This is a genomic window from Phyllobacterium sp. CL33Tsu, from assembly GCF_900113985.1.
In the GTDB taxonomy this organism is placed as follows: domain Bacteria; phylum Pseudomonadota; class Alphaproteobacteria; order Rhizobiales; family Rhizobiaceae; genus Phyllobacterium; species Phyllobacterium pellucidum.
The window spans coordinates 47,462-68,896 of record NZ_FORJ01000009.1 but is presented as its reverse complement, the minus strand read 5'-3'; the positions used below and the strand labels follow the sequence as shown (position 1 = coordinate 68,896).

Genomic DNA, 21,435 nt, shown 5'->3' with positions numbered 1-21,435 from the left:
CATATGAGGTGGATCCTCGGGCCTTTGTCCCGAGGATTCATGACCACGTGTGCAGAACCACGCGCATCCGCCTTGAAGGTTGATCATCGCAAAGTCCAAGGACGAGCATGCGGCCTTTCGCACTCTTGCAATAAAGACTGCCCGCTCTACGTTCCACCGCGCAAGCGTGGAGTGTGGATATGGCAATTTCAGACGAGGCCCGGGTGGCGGTGCGCAAGCCCGACGATCATCCGGCAATCGAAACGTCGAAGGTCGGCGTTCTTCTCGTCAACCTTGGGACGCCCGATGGCACCGACAAGGTTTCCATGCGGCGATACCTTGCCGAATTTCTTTCGGACAAGCGCGTCATCGAGTGGCCGCGGGCCATCTGGCTGCCCGTGCTCTACGGGATCGTGCTCAACACGCGCCCGAAGAAATCCGGCGCGCTCTACGACAAGATCTGGAACCGGGAGCGCAATGAGTCGCCCTTGCGCACCTATACGCGTTCGCAAAGCGAAAAACTCGCCGCAGCGCTTTCCGCCCATCCCAATGTCGTCGTCGACTGGGGCATGCGCTATGGCCAGCCCTCTATCGAGGAAGCGTTGCAGCGGCTCGACCGGCAGGGCTGCAAGCGTATCGTTATGTTCCCGCTCTACCCGCAATATTCGGCAACGACCACGGCGACGGTGAACGACAAGTTCTTCGAGGCGCTGGTCAAAATGCGGTTCATGCCGGCGACCCGCACCGTTCCCTCCTATCAGGACGAGCCGGCCTATATCGATGCCCTGGCGACGTCGATCGAAAAGCACTACGCGTCGCTGGGCTATGAGCCCGAATTGCTCATCGCTTCCTATCACGGCATCCCGCAGAGCTACTTCAAGCGCGGCGATCCCTATCCATGCCACTGCTGGAAGACGACGCGTCTGCTGCGCGAACGGCTCGGCTGGGGCGAAGACAGGCTTATCACCACATTCCAGTCGCGCTTCGGCCCGGAAGAATGGATGCAACCCTATACCGACAAGACGTTGGAGCAGCTGGCCAAGGACGGCGTGAAGTCCGTCGCCGTCTTCAATCCGGGCTTCGTTGCCGATTGCCTCGAAACGCTCGAGGAAATTGCCGGCGAAGGCGCGGAAATCTTCCATCACAATGGCGGGGTGAATTTCACGCATGTCCCCTGCCTGAATGATTCTGACGAAGGCATGAAGGTCATCGAGACCTTGGTGCGCCGCGAATTGCAGGGCTGGATTTAGAAGGTCCCGGCGGGCTCGCTCGAATCGCTGCTTTGGTCTATCTTGCGCTTGCCGGCTCACGGGCGGTAACGTTTCGTAACGCCGCTTGAGCGGCTGTCGGCCAGGGAGAGCAGCATGCCGTTGAGCGGATTCGACTTCACCATACCGGTTCTGGTCATCCTCGTGCTCGTGGTCCTGTTTGCCGGCGTCAAGACGGTGCCCCAGGGCTATAATTACACCGTCGAGCGCTTCGGCCGCTATACGCGCACGCTCGCGCCGGGTCTCAACCTGATCGTGCCCTTCTTCGACCGCATCGGCGCCAAGCTCAACATGATGGAGCAGGTGCTGGACGTTCCGACCCAGGAAGTCATTACCAAGGACAATGCCAACATTGCCGTCGACGGCATCGCCTTCTACCAGATCCTCAACGCGCCGCAGGCTGCCTATCAGGTGAGCGGCCTGCAGAACGCCATTCTCAACCTGACGATGACGAATATCCGCACGGTTATGGGCTCGATGGTGCTCGACGAACTTCTCTCCAATCGCGATGCAATCAATGACCGGCTGCTGCGCGTCGTCGACGAGGCGGCGCATTCGTGGGGGATCAAGATGACGCGCGTCGAGATCAAGGATATCAACCCGCCAAAGGATCTGCTCGATTCTATGGCAAGGCAGATGAAGGCCGAGCGCGACAAGCGTGCGGTCGTTCTTGAAGCCGAAGGCACGAGGGCGGCGCAGATCCTGCGTGCCGAGGGTCTGAAACAGTCGCAGATTCTCGAGGCCGAAGGGCGGCGCGAAGCCGCCTTCCGCGAGGCGGAAGCGCGCGAGCGCCTGGCGGAAGCCGAGGCCAAGGCGACGGAAATCGTCTCGGCCGCCATTGCCGGCGGAAACGTCCAGGCGCTCAACTATTTCGTCGCCCAGAAATACACCGAAGCGTTCGGCAAGTTTGCCGGAAGCCCCAACCAGAAGATCATCTTCATGCCGATGGAAGCGTCTTCACTCGTCAGCACGCTCGGAGGCATTGGCGCGCTTGCACGCGATGTCTTCGGCGACGGCGCGCAACCGGCGTCGCCGTCACCCTCGACGCCACCGGTGCGCGGCCGAACGGTACCCGGCACCGGCGGAACGAATAGCTGACGCCCGGCGAAGGAGCACAGCCATGCTTGAGCGCCTTTTTACCGAACTTGGGCCATGGAATTGGGTGGTGCTCGGTCTCGTGCTGATGATCTTCGAAGTGGCGGCGCCCGGCATCTTTTTCCTGTGGTTCGGCATCGCAGCCATCATTGTCGGCGGGCTCGCGATTCTATTTGCCGAGGCGCTTGGGCTTACCTGGCAAGTACAAGTCATCATCTTCCTTGTACTCTCCGTAATTGCCGTCTTCATCGGCCGCAAGCTTATCGGCGCGACAGATGCCGTCTCCGACGAGCCATTGCTGAACCGCCGCGCCGAACAGATGGTCGGTCTTGTCGTCACGCTGGAGGAAGCAACCGTCAACGGACGCGGCAGAGCCCGCGTCGGCGATAGTCTGTGGCGGGTTAACGGGCCGGATCTCGCCGCCGGCACGCGCGTGCGCATAACCGCCGTCGATCATGGGATCCTGGTCGTTGAAGCAGCCTAGGCCGCTCCAATACGCAACAGGTCGTGGAAGTGCACGATCCCGACCGGATAGTTCTTCTCGGTCACGATCAGCGCGCCAATATTGTGCTGGTTGAGTAGCGCAAGGGCGGCGCTCGCCAGCATGGTCGGCGGCACGGTCTTCGGATCGCGCGTCATGATGTCTTCGACATTCATGGCGATGAGATTGCGATGCAGGTTACGCGACAGATCGCCGTCGGTGATAATGCCGGCGAGCGTGCCTTCCTCGTTCTGCACTGCAATGCAGCCGAAGCGCTTGGCCGCGAAAACCTTCATCGCGTCGGGAATGGGTGTTCCGAGCGGAACAAGCGGTATCTGGTCGCCGCTATGCATGATCTCGCGAACATGGGTCAGGCTGGCGCCGAGCGACCCGCCCGGATGAAACGTCTTGAAATCCCCGGCGGTGAAGCCGCGTGCTTCCAGCAATGCGATGGCAATCGCATCGCCCATGGCAAGCTGCATCAGCGTCGATGTCGTCGGCGCAAGACCATGCGGACAGGCTTCCGTCACGCGGGGCAACAGCAACACAACATCGGCGGCATTCGCCAAGGCCGACGTCTCGCCGGCCGTCACCGCAATGAGCGGAATGCGGAAGCGCATCGCATAACTGACGATGCCCTTGAGTTCCGCCGTCTCGCCCGACCATGATAGCGCAATGATCGCATCGTCGACGGCAATCATGCCGAGATCGCCGTGATTTGCCTCCGAGGGATGCACGAAGAACGCGGGCGTGCCGGTCGAGGCGAATGTCGCCGCAAGTTTCGAACCGATATGGCCGCTCTTGCCGACCCCGGTCACGATGATCCGCCCGCGGATCGAGGCGATCTTTTCGATGGCGCGGCAGAACGGTTCGGCCAACGGGCCGCCGAGCGCTTCGCTCAGCGCAACGAGACCGTCGGTTTCGGTTGAGATGGTCCGTTTGGCGGATTCGACCGCTGCGGATTTGTCGAGATCGGTGTGATTGATAGCCTGCATGGCGAGAACCGTTAGCGCTTTGCATCCCGGCTGTCCAATTTTTGTTCAAGGCAATGCCCGGGAATGGCATCGAACGACCGCGAATTAGCAGGTCATTAACCATGCCTCTTTACCATCCCTCAACGTTCGAACTCATTGGCAAACCTGCATATGCATCCTCGGCACCCACGTTTGGAAGCCCCGCCCGGCGGCAGCTTCAGACCTGCCAGCATCGTCTGTCTCCTGACAGCGCTGCTCGGCACGACCGTGCTTGCCCCCCACGCACTCGCCCAGCAACAGGCCCCCCTGCGCGGTCCGGTCGGCGAAAATGTGCTGCAGGCACAGAGCAATGGCAGGCGCATTCTCGCCCAGAATACCGTTCCGCCGACGGGAACCCCACCGCCCGACAGCGGTATCCCCTCGCGACCCTACGAACCCTTGAGCCCTGGCGCCCTACCGCCTGTGACGGGCGATGAAGGTCTTGGCCTACGCGGCGTCCCGCCGGACAGCGATCTCCTGCCTTCCGGCCCCGCCGATGACAGCAACAATCTTGGCGCCCAGTCACCGCCAGTCGACCAGTTCGGACCGATTCCCGAGGACAGGGCGGCACGCACCGTGGCGTCGCGTCGCGTCCGCGCGGCTGTTGACGAGGAGACGACCAATTCGATCCCAAACCCGCCGATCGAGCAGAACCGGGAGGCGAACCCGCCGGCGGGCCCGGCCGAGCGCGACAATCTACCGGAACCTGCCATCGAACGGCGCGCCATTCGCCCCGATCCAGAACCTTTTGCGCCTTTTGGCATTAGAGCCGGCACGGTGACCCTGCGCCCGTCAATCAGCACGGGCCTCCGCGCCACGACCAATGCCGACGGCAGTTCCGATGGGTCCGGCGCGCTTTTGTCGGAAACGCGCCTGCGCGCCCGCGCCACAACCGATTGGTCGCGTCATTCCGCCTGGCTGGATTTTGATGGCCTCTACGACAAATCCCTCGTCGGTGAGGACTATTCGGCGCCCAACATCGCCCTGCGCAGCGGATTTCAACTCGACCTCGGCGCGCGCACCACGGTGAAGGGCGAGGCCGGCTATCGCTACCGGCAGGAAGACCCAAGCGCGCCCACGACGATCGTCGGCACGTCGAATCGCCCGGCCGTGCAGGATGTCGACGCCAATCTTGGGGTGCGCCGGGAATTCGGCCAATTCTTCGCCGACGTCAAAGGCAACGTCGACCACACCACCTACGGCAATGCCGAATTCTCCGACGGCACCACAACGAGCCAGAAGGACCGGAACAATACCTTTGCGAGTGTCGCGCTGCGCGGCGGCTTTGAAATGTCGCCGGCGATCAAGCCGTTCGCCGAGGTAGAAATCGGCAAACTGATGTATGACGAAGCCGTCGATTCTAATGGTTTCCGCCGCTCCGGCATGCGCACGGGGCTGCGCGGCGGCGTCGAGCTCGATATCCGTGAAAAGCTGACGGGAGAACTCGCGCTCGGCTACCTGCGCCAGGACATCGAGGACGATCGCCTTAATGCTGTTGAAGGTCTTAGCGTTGATGGGGCGATCAAATGGTCGCCGCAGCGAGGGACCGACGTCGATATCGGCCTTCTCACCCGCATCGAAGGAGCGACGGCACCCGGCGATAGCGGCTCTGTTTTCTATGAAGGCACGGTCGGCATCAAGCGGCAGGCGCGCGCCAATCTCGATCTCAAGGCTAATCTCTTCGTTTCGCTGCGCGACAACAAGGACGATACCGGCTGGGACAAGGGTTTCGGTGCCGAGATCGGCGCTACCTATTGGTTCAACCGCTTCTTCGGTCTTGATATCAGCGCCCGTCACGAACTGACGCGCAGCGAGGTGGACACCCGCAATACGAACGAGACCAGCATATTCGTGGGGGTCACGCTGCAACGCTAGGCGGCCATGGCGAGGCCGGCCCTGCTGCGTCCGGAAGTTCAGCGGCACTCCGCGACTGACACGGCGTTCGTACACCCCACTGCTATCTACCCACCACCGCCGTCATCCTCGGGCTGTTGTCCCGAGGATAAATCACCACGTGGTCGAGCCATCAACGCAGCAGCCGTCATAACAGTGGATCCTCGGGACAAGGGCCCGAGGATGACGGCGAAGAGGGTAAGGGTCCGGAGGATGATGGAGAGGTCGGGAATAAACCATTTGGTGCGGCCGTTATGCCAATTGAGAAGAGCGCGACGACGCGTTTGACAGGAACGGCGGCGACGGCATCGTCTCGTACGTGAGAGCCACAAAGAGCCCCCCACACTACCCGTCATCCATCCACCACTGCCGTCATCCTCTGGCCCTTGTCCCGAGGATCCACGATTACGGCAGATAGGGCGAATTTCCGCGACCTAGCGGACCACGTACAAGGATAACGGTGGAGGGGTAGACTAGGAGCGGGAAGCCGCCAGTCGAGGCTACCCGCCAAACGCCCACTCAGTCCTTCGGCTGGATCGTCTTCAGCATATTGCCGATATTGTCGATAACGCCGCCACGGATATCGTTGCGCCACAGGGCGAAGGCGACATTGGCTTCGACGAAGCCTTCCTTCGAACCGGTGTCATAGGTTCGTCCGCGGAAGTGGTAGCCGAAGAAGTCCTGTTCCTTCGTCAGCTTCAGCATGGCGTCGGTCAACTGAATTTCATTGCCTGCGCCCCGCTCCTGATGCTCGAGAATGTCGAAGATTTCCGGCTGGAGGATGTAACGGCCATTGATGTAAAGATTGGACGGCGCCGTGCCCTTGGCCGGCTTCTCGACCATCTCGGTCAATTCGAAACCCTTGCCAACCGGCCTGCCCTGACCGACAATGCCGTATTTATGCGTTTCGGCCGGATCGCATTCCTGCACTGCGATGACATTGCCGCCTGACTGGTTATAGAGCTCGACCATATCGGCCATGCAACCGGTCGATTCGGGCTGCATGATCATGTCGGGGAGCAACAGCGCGAATGGCTCATCGCCGACGATGTCGCGTGCGCACCAGACCGCATGGCCAAGCCCCATCGGCACCTGCTGACGGGTGAAGCTCGTCGTTCCGGGTCCTGGCTGGATGCCTTGGAGTTCCTCGAGAAGTCCGGTCTTGCCGCGTTCAGCGAGCGTGGCATAGAGCTCGTACTGCGCGTCGAAATAATCCTCGATGACCGCTTTGTTGCGTCCGGTCACGAAGATGAAATGCTCGATGCCCGCCTCGCGCGCCTCATCCACCACATATTGGATGACCGGCTTGTCGACAACGGTCAGCATTTCCTTGGGAATTGATTTTGTCGCCGGGAGCACGCGGGTACCAAAACCCGCAACTGGAAAGACGGCCTTACGGATTTGCTTTCTCGTCGTCATCGTTACCTCGTCAGTGTTGCACGCTTCGATTACTGACGATGCATTCTGCACAAGATGCAAGCGAACAGTATCATTTCAAATTTACGCATAAACTTGTACAAAACCGCCGCCGGCTCTGGGTTTATGCGCTAGACAATTCGGTCTCAAAGACCCAAAATACATAACGCTGTAAAATAAATATTCGTTGCCGTTGTTAATGTAGCCTGGCAGCGCGCGTTTGCCGATGCATGGTAAACCAATTCCTAACTTTGCCATGTCTATTTTATCGTTTGACCCAAAAATGTGGAAACACAGTTCGAGGAGAAAACATAATGGTGAGTTCAACGGGGTTCGCACGGCGCCTCATGATCGCTGCAGCGGTTGCATGCCTTGGATTGGCAGGATCGACGGGGATCGCGGCAGCTGACGCGAAGTTCCAAAGCTGGATACAGGATTTTCGTGCAACCGCGTTGAGCAGCGGCATTTCCGCTGCCACCTACCAACGTGCCTTCGCCGGCGTGACGGAAATCGATCCGGAAGTCCTGCAAAAGGCTCAATTTCAGCCAGAGTTTACCGAACCGGTCTGGGGCTATCTCGACAACCGTGTGAATGAGCATTCGGTACAAACGGGCCGCGAAATGGCGCGCAAGTATAGCCGCTGGCTCGGAGCGATCGAAAAATCCTTCGGGGTCGATCGCAACATCCTGCTTGCTATCTGGTCGATGGAAACCAACTTCGGCGAGATCATGAAACGCGACGATGTGATGCGCGACGCGGTCCGCTCGCTTGCGACGCTCGCTTATGCCGACCCTCGCCGGGCAAAATATGCGCGCACGCAACTTATTGCAGCGATGAAAATTCTGCAGACCGGTGACATCGACCGCAGCCATCTGACGGGTTCGTGGGCGGGCGCGCTCGGTCACACCCAGTTCATTCCGACCAGCTATCTTGCATACGCGGTGGACATGGACGGCAATGGCAAACGCGACATCTGGAATTCCGTACCCGATGCACTCGCTACGGCCGCAAACCTCTTGCGCAAGAATGGCTGGGAGAGCGGCCGCACCTGGGGCTATGAAGTCGTCCTGCCAGCCGGCCGCAAACTGCCTGGCGGCTCGCACACCATCGCCGAATGGCAGCAGCTCGGCGTCGTGCGCGCCAATGGCAAGCCCTTCCCCCGCGGCAGCGAGAAGGCGACGCTAAAGGTGCCGGACGGCCGTGCCGGCCCTTCGTTCCTGATGACACGCAACTTCTTCGTCTTGAAGAACTATAATAATGCCGACAAATATGCGCTTGCCGTGGGTTTGCTCGCCGACCAGATCGCCGGGGCCCCGGGCCTGCGCCAGGACTGGAACCGCCCCTTCACGCCGATCACCATGAAGGAACGCGAAGAATTGCAGAGCCATTTACGCGAACTCGGCTATTATGACGGCAAGGTCGATGGCAAGATCGGTACGAGCTCGCGGGATGCCATCCAGGCGTTCCAGAAGCAGATGGGACTTGATCCGGACGGTCATCCCAGCAAGGAAGTGTTGACCGTCATCCGGAAAAAATAGCTAAGTGACGCAGATGATTGGGTTTGGCAGGTACAGATTACGTTCGCGGGTTGGTTCACGTCCCGCTCTCCTGCCGGCCTGCCTTGTTGCCGCGCCAACCGTCCTTCGGTCGCCGTCGCTGCTTGCAATCGCCATTGCCCTCGCCGGCACCTTCCTGTTCATCGAACATGCAACTGCGCGCACGCTGCTTGACATGTTGTTCGGTCCGCGCATTTACCGCGAAAATACAGACCGCCTGATCGATGACGGCAGGCGCGCCCGCCCGCCAAGCAAGAGCAGGCCGCCGCTAAAGCGCGCGCGCCCGCGGCCGGACACGGTAAGGACATCGCCGGTTCCAAACAGCGAGGCCCCCATCCAGGCAAAATTGCCCGACGCAAAGCCGGTGCTGGTCGTCGGCGACTTCATGGCCGGCAGCCTCGCGGAAGGGCTGGATGCCGCGTTCATCGATGCACCGGGTGTGCGCGTCATCGACAAGGCCGATGGGTCTTCGGGTTTCGTGCGCAGCGATCATCGCGATTGGCCGGCTTCCATCGGTGAAATGATCGCCAAGGAAAAACCGGCCGTGGTGGTCATCATGATTGGGGCCAATGATCGCCAACAATTCTCCGACGGCAAGGTACTTCTGACCGACGACTGGACCAAGGAATACCAGGTGCGGATGAACGGCTTTCTCGATGCGGTGAAGAAGGCGGGCCAACCTGTCGTATGGGTGGGCCAGCCTGCCTTCAAATCGAAAAGCATCACCAACGACGTCCTCGCCTTCAACGAGTTCTATCGCAATGCCACCGAAAAGGCGGGGGGCACTTTTGTCGATGTCTGGGACGGTTTTGTCGATCAGAGCGGCAACTTCACCCTGTCCGGCTTCGATGTTTCCGGCCAGACGGCGCGTCTGCGCAACAATGACGGTATTGGCATGACTGCCGCCGGTAAACGCAAACTGGCATTCTACGTGGAAAAGCCGCTGCGGCAGATGCTCGGCAATGCAACGTCGCCGGACATTGCCGCGATCAAACCGGGGGCTCCGGTACAGGCGCTGACGGGCGCGCCGGGGGTGCCCGCCAAGATCGACCGGCTTGCGCCGGTCAGCCTCAACGATCCGGAACTGGACGGTGGCACGGATTTGCTCGGCGCTGCTCCCCGTCCGGCAGTTGGCGGCGACAAATCTGCGCGCGACCGGCTGGTCATAGACGGCGTACCGCCCGAGGGGCAGCCCGGCCGGGTCAACGATTTTTCATGGCCGAAACAGTGAGGCCACTATCGCCATTTCTTCTTAAGACGGAGTCTTCGCTTCGGCCTCGGATGGTGCCTTGACCGGAACATAGATGACCGGCATCGGCTGAGGCTGATCGCTGGCGCTGGTGGCGACGGAAGCCGTTGCGGGTGCATTGCCCTGGACGGCAGCGTCCGTGGGTTGGTTGCATGAGGCAAGTCCAAGCAGGGCGGCGGTAAGCAGAATTCTCAAATACATTGGTAAAATACTCCACGACAACAGGTCTATGAACGGTCTGGCGACCTAAATCAATTAATCAAAAGTCTAATATTGATGGGTCTCGGGCTCGGTAAATGAGCGTCGACAGGATATGCCACCGGCACGCGATTTAATACGTGCCGGCCCTTTGCGTCAGCGGGGGAGGACCGATGACCCCATGATCGCTGCGTCTATGGCATGGGCAGCCTGGCGACCTTCCCGAATAGCCCATACGACCAGCGACTGACCGCGGCGCACGTCACCGGCGACGTATAGCTTGTCGACACTGGTCCGATAGTTCTTGTCGTCGGCGGAGACGGATCGATTGCCGCGCCGGTCGGCGCGCATGTCGAGCGAGCCCGAGAGCTCCTTGACGATATTGTTCTCGAATGGGCCGGAGAAGCCGATGGCGATGAACGCAAGATCGGCCCTGATGAAGAAGTCCGTTCCCGGGATAGGCTTGCGCGCCTCATCGACTTCGCAGCACTTCACATGGGTCAAGCTGCCGTTTTCGCCGATGAATTCAAGCGTCGCAACCTGGAATTCGCGATCCGCGCCTTCAGCCTGTGAGGATGATGTGCGCATCTTGGTCGCCCAGTAGGGCCAGACGCTGAGCTTGTCTTCCCTTTCCGGCGGCTGCGGGCGAATATCGAGCTGCGTAACCTTTACAGCGCCTTGGCGGAATGCTGTTCCGACGCAGTCGGACGCCGTGTCGCCGCCACCGACCACGACTACATGCTTGCCCGACGCGACGATTGGATCGCTCGGCCAGGCGACCGACTCGATGTTCTCGCGGCCTATGCGCCGGTTCTGCTGGACGAGATAATGCATGGCGTCGTGGACGCCCTCGAACTCCGCGCCGGGAATGCCGGCGGGACGGGGGGTTTCGGCGCCACCGCAGTAAAGCACCGCATCATAGGTATCGATAAGCTCCTGGACCGGCTTGTCCACGCCAACGTTCACGCCGCAGAAGAAAGTTACGCCCTCGCCTTCCATCTGCGCGATGCGCCGGTCGATGAAATGCTTCTCCATCTTGAAATCGGGGATACCATAGCGCAGCAGACCACCCGGCCGGCTTTCCCGCTCGTAGACATGAACCTCGTGGCCGGCGCGGCCAAGCTGCTGGGCGGCGGCAAGGCCTGCCGGACCCGAGCCGATGACCGCGACATTCTTGCCGGTCTTGGCAAGAGCCGGCTGGGGAATGATGAAGCCCTTTTCATAGGCCTTGTCGGCAATCGCCTGCTCCACCGTCTTGATCGAGACCGGTACGTCCTCGAGGTTGAGCGTGCAGGCTTCCTCACAAGGCGCGGGGCAAATACGGCCGGTAAACTCCGGAAAGTTATTGGTGGAGTGAAGATTGCGGATCGCCTCGTCCCAATTGTCGTTGTAGACGAGATCGTTCCAGTCCGGAATCTGATTGTGGACCGGACAGCCCGTCGGTCCATGGCAGAATGGAATGCCGCAATCCATGCAGCGCGCCGCCTGCTTCTTCACTTCGCTATCCGACATCGGGATCGTAAACTCCCGGAAATGCCGTATGCGATCCGACGCCGGCTGATACTTGCCAACCTGCCGGTCGATTTCGAGAAAACCTGTAACCTTACCCATAAAACTTCTCTCCCTCGCCTCTCGGGGGACTACCCTCGCCTTTTCAGGGGTTAGGGCAGCATTCGCCCCATGCCGAGCGTCTTTGATAAGACGCTCGAAGCATGGTGCTTGTTGACTTTATTCGGCTGCGACGCCCATGCGCATGCGCTCCATATCTTCGAGCGCGCGACGGTATTCGACCGGCATGACTTTCACGAATTTCGGCCGGAAGCTTTCCCAATTGTCGAGAATTTCCTTCGCCCGCGCCGAACCGGTGTAGTGCATGTGGTTCGAAATCAGCTGTACAAGCCGTTCTTCGTCGTGCCTCGTCATATTGGCCGAGACATCGACGCGACCCTTGTGCATGAGATCGCCGCCGTGATGATGCAACTTTTCGAGAATGTCGTCCTCTTCCGGAACCGGTTCGAGTTCGACCATCGCCATGTTGCAGCGCTGCGCAAAATCGCCGGCTTCGTCGAGTACATAGGCGACACCGCCCGACATACCTGCCGCGAAGTTGCGCCCGGTCTGGCCAATGACGACGACAACGCCGCCGGTCATGTACTCGCAGCCATGGTCACCCGTGCCTTCGACGACGGCAATCGCCCCCGAGTTGCGCACGGCAAAACGTTCGCCGGCTACACCGCGGAAATATGCCTCGCCCTCGATGGCCCCGTAAAGCACGGTATTGCCGACGATGATCGAGTTTTCCGGGACGATCCTGGTATTTTCCGGCGGGCGGATGACTATGCGTCCGCCGCAAAGGCCCTTGCCGACATAGTCGTTGCCATCGCCGATAAGATCGAACGAAATGCCCCGCGCGAGGAAGGCGCCGAAGGATTGCCCGGCCGTCCCATGGAATTTGACCGAAATGGTCTCGTCCTTGAGCCCCTTGTGCCGGTAGCGCTTGGCCACTTCGCCCGAGAGCATGGCACCGGCCGAGCGGTCGACGTTCTTGATGTCCATCTCGATCCTGACAGGGATCTTGCTTTCGAGCGCGGTCCTTGCCTGCTCGATCAGCTTGCGATCGAGAATATCGACGATCGGATGGTTCTGCCGCTCGGTCCACCGCGTCTTTTCTTCGGGCGCCTCGGGCTTGTGGAAGATGCGGGTGAAGTCGAGACCCTTGGCCTTCCAATGTTCGATCGCCTCGCGCTTCTCGAGGAGTTCCGTCTTGCCGACGATCTCTTCGAGCCGGGTGTAGCCCATTTCGGCGAGGAACTGCCGTACCTCTTCCGCCATGTAGAAGAAGAAGTTGATGACGTGCTCGGGCGTACCCTTGAAGCGCTTGCGCAATACCGGGTCCTGCGTCGCGACGCCGACCGGGCAGGTGTTGAGGTGGCACTTGCGCATCATGATGCAGCCCGCCGCGATGAGCGGCGCTGTCGAGAAGCCGAACTCGTCGGCGCCAAGCAGGGCACCGATGATCACGTCGCGTCCCGTGCGCAGACCGCCATCGACTTGCAGTGCGATGCGCGAGCGCAAGCCGTTGAGGACGAGCGTCTGCTGCGTCTCGGCAAGGCCCATTTCCCAGGGGCTGCCCGCGTGCTTGAGCGAAGTCAGGGGCGACGCACCGGTTCCGCCGTCATAACCGGAAATGGTGATGTGATCGGCGCGCGCCTTGGCGACACCGGCCGCGACCGTACCGACGCCAACCTCGGAGACCAGCTTCACCGAAACATCCGCCTCGGGGTTGACGTTCTTGAGGTCGTAGATCAGCTGCGCCAAGTCTTCGATCGAATAGATGTCATGGTGCGGCGGCGGCGAGATAAGGCCAACGCCGGGCGTGGAATGCCGGGTCTTCGCCACCGTCGCATCGACCTTGTGACCGGGCAACTGTCCGCCCTCGCCGGGCTTGGCACCCTGCGCCACCTTGATCTGCATCATGTCCGAGTTGACGAGGTACTCCGTCGTCACGCCGAAACGGCCAGATGCCACCTGCTTGATGGCCGAACGTTCCGGGTTCGGCTTGCCGTCCGGCAGCGGGTAGAAGCGGTCTGGTTCCTCGCCGCCCTCGCCGGTGTTGGACCTGCCGCCAATCCGGTTCATGGCGATGGCGAGCGTCGTATGCGCCTCGCGGCTGATCGAGCCGAATGACATCGCGCCCGTCGAGAACCGCTTGACGATCTCTTTAGCCGGCTCAACATCGTCGATCGATATCGGCTTGCGGCCCGCATCTGTTGCCAATCTGATCTTGAAAAGGCCGCGAATTGTCTGCGCACGTGCCGACTGGCTGTTTACGAGGTCCGAGTATTCCTTGAACGTTGCGGCCGATTCCGTGCGCACCGCATGCTGCAGCTTGGCGACCGCATCGGGCGACCACAGATGTGCCTCGCCGCGAATGCGGTAGGCATATTCGCCGCCGACCTCAAGCGTGCTCGACAGGACAGGATCGTTGCCGAACGCATCGCGGTGACGGCGCACCGTTTCCTCGGCAACTTCCTCAAGACCAACGCCCTCGATGGTCGTTGCCGTGCCAAAGAAGAAGCGGTCGACAAAATCAGTCTTCAGGCCGACGGCGTCGAAAATCTGCGCACCGCAATAGGACTGATAGGTGGAGATGCCCATCTTGGACATGACCTTGAGGATGCCCTTGCCGATCGACTTCATGTAGCGCGAAACGACTTCCTTGGCATCGACTTCCGGCGGGAACTCGCCGCGCTTGTGCATGTCGAGCAGGGTGTCGAACGCGAGGTAAGGGTTGATCGCCTCCGCGCCATAGCCGGCGAGGCAGCAGAAATGGTGCACTTCGCGCGGCTCGCCCGATTCCACGACGAGACCCACCGAGGTGCGCAGACCCTTGCGGATCAGGTGATGGTGGACTGCGGCCGTCGCCAAAAGGGCGGGGATCGGTATGCGGTCCGGACCAACCTGGCGGTCGGAAAGGATGATGATGTTGTAGCCGCCATGGACGGCAGCTTCAGCTCGGTCGCACAGGCGTTCGACCGCACCGGCGAGACCGGCAGCACCTTCATCGACGCTATAGGCTATGTCGAGCGTCTTCGTATCGAACCGATCTTCGGTGTGGCCGATGGAACGGATCTTCTCGAGGTCGCCGTTGGTCAGGATCGGCTGGCGCACCTCCAGCCGCTTGCGGCGCGAGGAGCCGACGAGATCGAAGATGTTCGGACGCGGGCCGATGAACGAGACCAGGCTCATGACCAGTTCCTCGCGGATCGGGTCGATCGGCGGGTTGGTGACCTGGGCGAAGTTCTGCTTGAAATAGGTATAGAGCAGCTTCGACTTGTCCGACATGGCCGAAATCGGCGTGTCAGTGCCCATCGAACCGATTGCTTCCTGGCCCGTCGTCGCCATGGGCGACATCAGGAGACGCGTGTCTTCCTGCGTATAGCCAAACGCCTGCTGGCGATCGAGAAGGCTCACATCCTTGCGCAGCGCGCGCGGCTCGACCGGGCTCAGTTCTTCAAGAATGAGCTGCGTGTTCTTCAGCCACTGCTTGTAGGGGTGGCGCGTCGCGATCTCTGACTTGATCTCCTCGTCAGAAACGATGCGCCCCTTCTCGATGTCGATCAGCAGCATGCGGCCGGGCTGCAGGCGCCACTTCTTGACGATCTTTTCTTCCGGCACCGGCAAGACGCCGGCTTCCGACGCCATGATGACGTAATCATCATCGGTCACGATGTAGCGCGCGGGACGCAAGCCGTTGCGATCGAGCGTCGCGCCGATCTGGCGGCCGTCGGTAAAGGCGATCGCCGCCGGGCCATCCCATGGCTCCATCAGCGCTGCATGATATTCGTAGAACGCCTTGCGCTCTTCCGACATCAGCTTGTTGCCGGACCATGCTTCGGGAATGAGCATCATCATCGAATGCGCGAGCGAATAGCCGCCCTGGAACAGGAACTCCAGCGCGTTGTCGAAGCAGGCGGTATCGGACTGCCCCTCATAGGAAATGGGCCAGAGCTTGGAGATGTCGTTGCCGAAATACTCGCTGTCGACCGAGGCCTGGCGTGCCGCCATCCAGTTGACATTGCCGCGCAGCGTGTTGATCTCGCCATTGTGCGCGACCATGCGATAGGGATGCGCCAGCTTCCATGACGGGAAGGTGTTCGTAGAAAACCGCTGGTGGACAAGTGCAAGCGCGCTTTCAAAGCGCGGATCCTTCAGATCCCTGTAGTAGGCGCCAACCTGATAGGCGAGGAACATCCCCTTGTAGACGATGGTCCGCGCCGACATCGAGACGACGTAGAAATCGCTCTCCTTGCCGCCGTTCTCCTGGTAGATGCGGTTCGAGATGACCTTTCGCAGGACAAAGAGCCGGCCCTCGAAATCCTCGTTGGTTTCGATGTTGGGGTTGCGGCCGATGAAGACCTGCCGGTGGAACGGTTCGGTCGCTGCAATATGCGGTGCCTTCGACAGCGAGGAATTGTCGACGGGAACGTCGCGAAAGCCAATCAGCGACTGGCCTTCCGAAGCGATTACCTCGGAAATGACGGTTTCGATATGCGCCCGCTCTTCCGCATCCTGCGGCATGAACAGGTAACCGACCGCATAATGGTTGACCGGGGGCAGCTCGACACCTTTTTCGGCCCATTCGGCCCGGAAAAACGCATCGGGAATCTGGACGAGCATGCCCGCGCCATCGCCCATGAGCGGGTCGGCGCCAACCGCACCGCGGTGGGTGAGGTTTTCGAGCATGAACAGGCCGTCTTCGATGATCTTGTGCGACTTCACGCCCTTCATATGCGCAACGAAGCCGACGCCGCAGGCGTCATGCTCATTGCGCGGATCGTAAAGGCCCTGTTTTGACGGAATACCCGACGATTTATTGGTTTTGACCGCACGAGTCTGTACGGCCTGAGCAAGTTCAGTCGTTACAGATGGCGTCAAATCCGTCATCGTCAATTCCTCCAATTCGGCCCGTTGCGGGCGGTCAATCTCTCATGGGACGGAATAACATAATTCCAGCCCCGCCTCGGTGCGGCATATCTTCCGGTTGCAGGCTGCGGTCACCATTCTAGGGACGGAAGCAAGATTGCCCACCATCCCGTTTCGGTTCACGCAAATAGGACAGCAATGCTGTCTTATTGTGGTATGCCAGAATAAACGCCATCACACAAGATGGAAAAGTAAAAAATATGCGCACTGCGCGAAACATCATTGCGCAAAAGACCGCCAAAGTATCGCGATAGTTTCGGTTAGGGTGATTTCCGCCAAAAAGGCCAAGGAAAACAGCTGCTTCCCCCGCAGCCTCATGCGAGCATGGCTTTCCACGCGTCTGCTAAAGGGATATGCCAGCCGCATCAGATCGTACTGCAGGACAATCTCATGCATTTTGCTTCCGACAATTGGGCCGGCGCCCACCCCAAGATCGCTGAAAGCCTGGTCAAGAATGCAGGCGGTTTTGTGCCGGCCTATGGGTCGAGCGCGCTTGACAAGGCAGTGGAACAAACCTTTTGCGAGATATTCGAACGTGAGGTCGCGGTTTTCTTCGTTGGGACCGGCACGGCGGCCAATTCTCTGGCGCTCGCAAGCTTTGCCAGGCCCGGCGGGATGACATTCACGCACCGGGAAGCACATCTTATTGGCGATGAGGCCGGGGCTCCCGAATTCATCAGCGTAGGCGCCCGCCTGCGTCCCGTCGATGGACCGACCGGACGCATGGATTTGAATAACCTCAGATCCGCTCTTGAACCCGTTACGCCCGGTAACGTCTTTATCGGCCAGGCGATGGGCGTGTCTATTACCCAGGCCACCGAGATCGGAACGCTCTACGAACTCGCCGACATTGCCGCCATCTCCGCGCTCTGCCGCGAGCACGATCTGCCGCTGCATATGGATGGCGCCCGCTTTGCCAATGCGCTGGTATCGCTTGGATGCTCGCCGGCAGACATGACGTGGCGGCAGGGGGTAGACATCGTGTCCTTCGGCGGCACCAAGAACGGCTGCTGGTGCGCCGAAGCGCTGGTGTTCATGGACCCGGCAAGAGCGGAGGGCTTCCCCTTCCTGCGCAAGCGCGTCGCCCAACATTTTTCAAAATCGCGTTTCATCGCCGCCCAGTTCGAGGCTTACTTCGGCGGGGGCTTATGGCTGGAACTTGCGGCTCACGCCAATGCCATGAGTGCACGCCTCGCGGGCCATATTCGCGCATCAAAGCAACTGCGCCTCGCCTGGGAGCCACGCGCAAACGAGGTGTTTCCCGTGATGCCAAGAGAAACAGCCGCAAAACTGCGGGGAGCCGGCGCTGTTTTTCACGATTGGCGAGCGCCGCATTTTGAAGGAAGAGTTGCTGCTGAAGGCGAATCGCTTGCTCGGATGGTGACGAGCTTTGCAACAACGCCGGATGAAGTAGACCGCTTCGGCGCCCTCATCGCATGAAAAAAGCGGCGTTTTCACGCCGCTTTCTCCCGTTGCACCTTGCCAATCGCTTAGCGGGCGGCTTTAGCTTCTATCTGCTTGGCTTCCGTGTCCGACAGGGAAGTCACGGCAATCTTGCGCGGCTTCATCTCTTCCGGGATTTCGCGCTTGAGATCGATATGCAGCAGGCCGTTTTTCAGGCTGGCACCACTGACCTCGACGAAATCGGCAAGATGGAAGCGACGTTCGAAAGCCCGCGAAGCAATGCCGCGATAAAGCGTTTCGGCATTTTCATCGGTTTTCTCGGCATTCTTTTCGCCGGTGACCTTCAGCTGGTTGCGATGTGCCTCGATCTGGATCTCGTCCTCCGAGAACCCTGCAACGGCCATGGTGATGCGATAGGCGTTGTCGCCGGTCCGCTCGATATTATAGGGCGGATAGGTCTGGGCGCCTTCCGGCTGAGCCAGCGAATCAAGAATGGTGAACAGCCGGTCAAAGCCGACGGTAGAACGGTAAAGGGGTGAGAAATCAACGTGACGCATGTTTAAGCCCTCCTTTAGAGCGACAATGTTTGCGTATTTTGGTTCGATTGAGAGCTCCCGCAGTGGCAAGCCTTCGTAAACCAGAGACCCCGTTATGGCGGTCACAACGTCTATTTGGTTAGGCATTTCTCGATTTCAAGGGCGCGGCAGGCATCAAAAAGTCCAGCGCCAGCGTGACGATCCCGGCCGCCAGATGAACGCAAAATGAACATGTTCTTCGGAATACGTTCAGCTCGATGCCGCTAAACCTACACTCAATCTGGCATTCGATCCGACACGACAAAGGACTTTGAAATGAAAAAGACCGTTCTTGCGCTCACGTCAGTGGCGCTTCTGATCACCGGCTTCTCGGCTTCGGCTTTCGCCGATGGCCGCTACTACCGGAACAGCGCGCCGGCGATCTACGTGGACGACGAAGATTACAATGATGGCTATCTGGTACAGGACCGCCGCTACTACGAAGGCTACCGCGATGACCGTCGCTACCGGTTCGGACCGCGCGATGTTACCCGCATGCTCGAACGGCGCGGCTACAGGGTGCGCGATGTGAACTTCGATCGCGGTCGCTACTTTGCCCGCACCTCGCGCCGCGGCGAGCCCGTCCTTGTCGTTGTATCTCGTGACGGCGACATTCTTGAAACCCGGCGCATGGGCCGCGATCGTTACTACGACCGTCCTAAAAGCGGCTTCAGCATCGAAATAAATCCGGCTTACTGATCAAACAAGCCGAGATCGTTGCGGATGTAACGTCCCTTCCAGCCGCAACGTATTGACCGGAAACTCCCAGGCAGGGTTTCCGGTCATTCTTTTTCTGGACGCCGCCGTTTGACCTTTAAGGCGGCGCATCTTATCAAAAGCGCATTCAACCATCACATCGAGCCGGCACCGACGTGGACCAGCAAAAGCAAACGATCCGCCCCCTTGTCGAAACCGCCGCCAACCCGATACCGGCCGGCACGCGTGTCGAGGGGCTCGATCTCGGCAAAGGCAAGGTGCTCCGCTATGCGATCACCCCCGCCTCCAGCCACCCGCTGCATGGCACGATCATCATTCTGCATGGCCGCAACGAGTGCATCGAAAAATACTTCGAGACGATTACTGATCTCGCCTCGCGGGGTTTTGCGGTGGCGACCTTCGACTGGCGAGGGCAAGGCGCGTCAAGCCGATATTTACGCAATGCCGCCAAGGGCTTCGTGAAGCGTTTCGATGATTATGCGGGCGATTTCGAGTTGCTGTTCAAGTCCGTTATCCTCCCCGACTGCCGTGGCCCATATTACGTTCTCGCCCATTCGGCCGGAGCACTGGCTGCCCTCGTTGCCGCACCGGCCTTTGCCAACCGTATACGGCGGATGGTGCTGATTGCACCACTTCTCGACATCAATTCCGGCCGCGCCCGCAAGCTGACCGCACGGGTCATCGCCAATACGCTGCGTTCAACCGCGCTCGGCGGCACATATATGCTCGGCGGTCCGCATGTCTTGCGCCCGTTTGCGGCCAATGAGGTGACATCTGATGCGAGCCGCTACGATCGCAATTGCGGCGTCCTTGAAAGCGCGCCCGAGCTTGCGATCGGGGGCCCGACCGCAAGCTGGATCGTCGCCGCCGCGAAGGCGATCAAGCGCGTAACCAGGCCCGACTACGTCGACACGATCCGCATCCCGACACTCATCGTTGCGGCCGGGGCCGACACCGTCGTCTCGACGCCGGCAATAGAACGGTTCGCCGTGCAGATGCGCAATACGACGCTGCTTACCATCGATGGCGCGCGCCACGAGATCCTGCAGGAAAAGGATTTGTACCGAGAGCAGTTCTTCGCTGCCTTCGATGCCTTCATCCCTGGCACCGGCGGTGACGATGGGTCCGTTCTGGCGGAGGCTGGCGAAGAAAACGAGCCTGCGCTGGACGGCAGCGCCTGAAAACCGACGAGGCGCGCAGGCGCCGCCGCATGTCGTGCTCTACCCGTTCAAAACGTCAAGAGCCTGCGCATGGAGTTCGGCGTTGGCGGCGGCAATGATACTTCCGGCCTTTTCGGCTGGACCGCCATCCCAGGTTGTCACAACGCCGCCCGCCTTTTCGATGATGGGTATCAGCGCAACAATGTCATAGGGATGAAGGCCCGTCTCAATGACGAGATCGACAAAACCCGCAGCAACCATCGCATAGGCGTAGCAATCGGTGCCGTAGCGGGCGAGCTTGACGCGTTGTTCGACGCGATCATAGGCAGTCCGCTTCTCGGCCTTGAATATAGCGGGCGTCGTCGTGAACAATGTGGCATCGGCGAGATCGCGCGTCTTGCGTGTCTCAAGCCGCCGCGTTCCGCCCGGACCCTCATACCACGACGCTTCGCCATCACACAGGAACAGCTCATTGGTAAATGGCTGCGCCATGACGCCGGCAACCGCGTCACCATCCACAGTAAGCCCGGCCAGGGTACCCCAGACCGGGATACCGGAGATAAATGCGCGCGTGCCGTCGATCGGATCGATTACCCAGATATGCGAATGGTCGAGATTCTCGCCGCCATATTCTTCACCCAGAATACCGTGGTCTGGATGCTCCGCATTGATCAGCGCGCGAATCGCTTTCTCGGCCTCCCGATCAGCCTCGGTAACCGGATCAAACCCCGACTCGAATTTATTGTCGATGAGCGAAATATTGCGGAATCGCGGCAAGGTCTGCTCTGCGGCGACACTCGCAATCCGCTTTAAAAAGGAAAGTTCTACGACCAAAATGGCTCCTCGCGATTAAAACATTCTCATACAGGTGCATTATGGATGAGATTGGTGCATATTATTTGAGCAGTCGCCATCGGTGCACAAAAACATACACAAATTTCTTGA

General features: G+C 60.0%; 16 protein-coding genes. 9 read left to right on the top strand and 7 right to left on the bottom strand.

All coding sequences use genetic code 11. From position 1 onward, the window contains the following. The first annotated feature begins 179 nt into the window (after positions 1-179). From hemH to BM074_RS21905, 3 genes are all read left to right on the top strand, one after another. The gene (gene hemH, locus BM074_RS21915) at positions 180-1,229 is read left to right on the top strand and encodes a ferrochelatase (RefSeq protein ID WP_091925442.1); all 1,050 of its coding nucleotides are present in this window, start codon (positions 180-182) and stop codon (positions 1,227-1,229) included. Between the two features lie 120 nt (positions 1,230-1,349). Then, positions 1,350-2,345, top strand: a complete 996-nt coding sequence (locus BM074_RS21910) for an SPFH domain-containing protein (protein WP_172982664.1) — start codon at positions 1,350-1,352, stop codon at positions 2,343-2,345. Positions 2,346-2,367: 22 nt separating this feature from the next. Beyond that, positions 2,368-2,826, top strand: a complete 459-nt coding sequence (locus BM074_RS21905) for an NfeD family protein (RefSeq protein ID WP_091925436.1) — start codon at positions 2,368-2,370, stop codon at positions 2,824-2,826. On the opposite strand, the gene BM074_RS21900 is transcribed toward BM074_RS21905, so the two are convergent. After that, positions 2,823-3,818 (bottom strand): KpsF/GutQ family sugar-phosphate isomerase, encoded by a 996-nt coding sequence (locus BM074_RS21900; protein WP_027229502.1) that lies wholly within the window; start codon positions 3,816-3,818, stop codon positions 2,823-2,825. The genes BM074_RS21905 and BM074_RS21900 overlap by 4 nt on opposite strands. Before the next feature lie 171 nt (positions 3,819-3,989). On the opposite strand from BM074_RS21900, the gene BM074_RS21895 reads away from it, so the two are divergent. Next, on the top strand, positions 3,990-5,711 hold the full coding sequence (locus BM074_RS21895) for an outer membrane beta-barrel protein (RefSeq protein ID WP_175499096.1): 1,722 nt from the start codon (positions 3,990-3,992) through the stop codon (positions 5,709-5,711). Positions 5,712-6,248: 537 nt separating this feature from the next. Here BM074_RS21895 and galU read toward each other — a convergent pair. Next, entirely contained in the window at positions 6,249-7,148 is a 900-nt protein-coding gene (gene galU / locus BM074_RS21890; protein WP_091925786.1) for a UTP--glucose-1-phosphate uridylyltransferase GalU, read from the bottom strand. A gap of 311 nt (positions 7,149-7,459) precedes the next feature. Here galU and BM074_RS21885 point away from each other — a divergent pair, with 311 nt between their 5' ends. Beyond that, positions 7,460-8,683 (top strand): lytic murein transglycosylase, encoded by a 1,224-nt coding sequence (locus BM074_RS21885; RefSeq protein WP_091925431.1) that lies wholly within the window; start codon positions 7,460-7,462, stop codon positions 8,681-8,683. A 13-nt stretch (positions 8,684-8,696) separates the two neighbouring features. Next, positions 8,697-9,932, top strand: coding sequence for an SGNH/GDSL hydrolase family protein (locus BM074_RS21880; protein ID WP_091925428.1), 1,236 nt, complete (start codon positions 8,697-8,699; stop codon positions 9,930-9,932). Positions 9,933-9,953: 21 nt separating this feature from the next. Here the strand turns inward: BM074_RS21880 and BM074_RS21875 are convergent, their stop codons facing one another. From BM074_RS21875 to gltB, 3 genes are all read right to left on the bottom strand, one after another. Then, positions 9,954-10,151, bottom strand: a complete 198-nt coding sequence (locus BM074_RS21875; RefSeq protein WP_091925425.1) for a hypothetical protein — start codon at positions 10,149-10,151, stop codon at positions 9,954-9,956. Positions 10,152-10,304: 153 nt separating this feature from the next. Then, positions 10,305-11,759: a glutamate synthase subunit beta gene (locus tag BM074_RS21870; RefSeq protein WP_091925422.1), complete on the bottom strand. Its 1,455-nt coding sequence runs from the start codon at positions 11,757-11,759 to the stop codon at positions 10,305-10,307. 117 nt (positions 11,760-11,876) lie between these two features. Next, on the bottom strand, positions 11,877-16,595 hold the full coding sequence (gene gltB, locus BM074_RS21865; RefSeq protein WP_091925419.1) for a glutamate synthase large subunit: 4,719 nt from the start codon (positions 16,593-16,595) through the stop codon (positions 11,877-11,879). A gap of 429 nt (positions 16,596-17,024) precedes the next feature. On the opposite strand from gltB, the gene BM074_RS21860 reads away from it, so the two are divergent. Then, positions 17,025-18,074, top strand: coding sequence for a threonine aldolase family protein (locus BM074_RS21860; RefSeq protein WP_091925417.1), 1,050 nt, complete (start codon positions 17,025-17,027; stop codon positions 18,072-18,074). Between the two features lie 50 nt (positions 18,075-18,124). On the opposite strand, the gene BM074_RS21855 is transcribed toward BM074_RS21860, so the two are convergent. Beyond that, complete coding sequence (locus BM074_RS21855) at positions 18,125-18,595, bottom strand: Hsp20 family protein (protein WP_027229493.1); 471 nt, start codon at positions 18,593-18,595, stop codon at positions 18,125-18,127. 294 nt (positions 18,596-18,889) lie between these two features. Between BM074_RS21855 and BM074_RS21850 the strand changes: the two genes are divergently transcribed. Together BM074_RS21850 and BM074_RS21845 are read left to right on the top strand one after the other, a co-directional pair. Next, positions 18,890-19,312, top strand: a complete 423-nt coding sequence (locus tag BM074_RS21850) for a hypothetical protein (protein ID WP_051614367.1) — start codon at positions 18,890-18,892, stop codon at positions 19,310-19,312. 173 nt (positions 19,313-19,485) lie between these two features. Then, a complete protein-coding gene (locus tag BM074_RS21845) occupies positions 19,486-20,511 on the top strand; it encodes an alpha/beta fold hydrolase (protein WP_244533059.1) in 1,026 nt (341 codons plus the stop codon). Between the two features lie 39 nt (positions 20,512-20,550). Here the strand turns inward: BM074_RS21845 and hisN are convergent, their stop codons facing one another. Further along, positions 20,551-21,324 (bottom strand): histidinol-phosphatase, encoded by a 774-nt coding sequence (hisN, locus tag BM074_RS21840; protein ID WP_091925414.1) that lies wholly within the window; start codon positions 21,322-21,324, stop codon positions 20,551-20,553. Between the last annotated feature and the right edge of the window lie 111 nt (positions 21,325-21,435).

Bases quoted from the DNA above. Each gene is read 5' to 3' on its own strand.
- hemH (WP_091925442.1), top strand. From the start codon at position 180: ATGGCAATTTCAGACGAGGCCCGGGTGGCGGTGCGCAAGCCCGACGAT.
- BM074_RS21905 (WP_091925436.1), top strand. From the start codon at position 2,368: ATGCTTGAGCGCCTTTTTACCGAACTTGGGCCATGGAATTGGGTGGTG.
- BM074_RS21900 (WP_027229502.1), bottom strand. From the start codon at position 3,818: ATGCAGGCTATCAATCACACCGATCTCGACAAATCCGCAGCGGTCGAA.
- galU (WP_091925786.1), bottom strand. From the start codon at position 7,148: ATGACGACGAGAAAGCAAATCCGTAAGGCCGTCTTTCCAGTTGCGGGT.
- BM074_RS21885 (WP_091925431.1), top strand. From the start codon at position 7,460: ATGGTGAGTTCAACGGGGTTCGCACGGCGCCTCATGATCGCTGCAGCG.
- BM074_RS21880 (WP_091925428.1), top strand. From the start codon at position 8,697: ATGATTGGGTTTGGCAGGTACAGATTACGTTCGCGGGTTGGTTCACGT.
- BM074_RS21875 (WP_091925425.1), bottom strand. From the start codon at position 10,151: ATGTATTTGAGAATTCTGCTTACCGCCGCCCTGCTTGGACTTGCCTCA.
- BM074_RS21870 (WP_091925422.1), bottom strand. From the start codon at position 11,759: ATGGGTAAGGTTACAGGTTTTCTCGAAATCGACCGGCAGGTTGGCAAG.
- gltB (WP_091925419.1), bottom strand. From the start codon at position 16,595: ATGACGGATTTGACGCCATCTGTAACGACTGAACTTGCTCAGGCCGTA.
- BM074_RS21860 (WP_091925417.1), top strand. From the start codon at position 17,025: ATGCATTTTGCTTCCGACAATTGGGCCGGCGCCCACCCCAAGATCGCT.
- BM074_RS21855 (WP_027229493.1), bottom strand. From the start codon at position 18,595: ATGCGTCACGTTGATTTCTCACCCCTTTACCGTTCTACCGTCGGCTTT.
- BM074_RS21850 (WP_051614367.1), top strand. From the start codon at position 18,890: ATGAAAAAGACCGTTCTTGCGCTCACGTCAGTGGCGCTTCTGATCACC.